Origin of the sequence: Pseudoalteromonas sp. SWN29 (assembly GCF_015864465.1) — a bacterium.
Classification (GTDB): domain Bacteria; phylum Pseudomonadota; class Gammaproteobacteria; order Enterobacterales; family Alteromonadaceae; genus Pseudoalteromonas.
Window position 1 is genome coordinate 1 of the sequence record NZ_JADYXE010000132.1, and the last position, 789, is coordinate 789.

Annotated in this window: 1 protein-coding gene; it reads left to right on the plus strand. The window is 48.7% G+C overall.

The features are described from left to right. Positions 1–82: 82 nt before the first annotated feature. A partial coding sequence (locus I6F53_RS20150) for a hypothetical protein (protein WP_197240937.1) occupies positions 83–789 on the plus strand: 707 nt, incomplete at its 3' end.

Consider the following 789-nt stretch of genomic DNA (forward strand, 5'->3'; position numbering starts at 1 on the left):
AGGTGAAGTGGAAGCACTTAAGGATACCGTTAAGATTCTCACTGGTCGTGCTCGACGTAATCAGGATACTGTAGGTGACACTATGGTCCGTGCTCTGTCCGATATGTCCTTCTTTACGAAGAACGCATATATGGGCTTGCAGAACCTAACAGAAATCTCTGGTATGTTGTCGAAGGGTAATATCCGTGCGATGCTTCATGGCATTCCAGTACTGCGTGACTTAGCGTTCCGCAACAAGCCAGTCTCTGGTAGTGAACTCAAAGAACTCCACTCTATGGTGTTCGGTAAAGAGTTCGACCAGTTAATCCGACCGACTCGTCAAGACATCATCCAGCGACTCCGTGAGTCTACTGATACACCTGATGTTGCCGCAAAGGTTGTTGGTTCTATTAAGCACACAACTCAAGAACTGGCGGCTCGCTCACCTCTAACCAAGTTCCTCAATGGTACGTCAAACTACCTTCTGGACATGGCCCGGCAGGGCGTGATGGGTGATGTGGTAACTCATGCTATTACTGGCAAGGGTGCCAACAAGTGGATTAAAGGTGACATGCTGAAGTCTGCGAGTATCTCTAAGGAACAGTGGGAAGGCATTCAGGCTCTCATCCGAGAGAACGTGACTCGTGGTGAAGACGGTAAGTTCACCTTCAAGGATAAGCGTAAGCTGGCTAATGACCCTCGTGCTATGGACTTATGGCGTTTAGCTGATAAGGTTGCTGATGAGACGATGCTCCGACCTCATAAGGTTTCCTTACAGGATTCCCATGCGTTTGGTGCTACCGCTAAGTT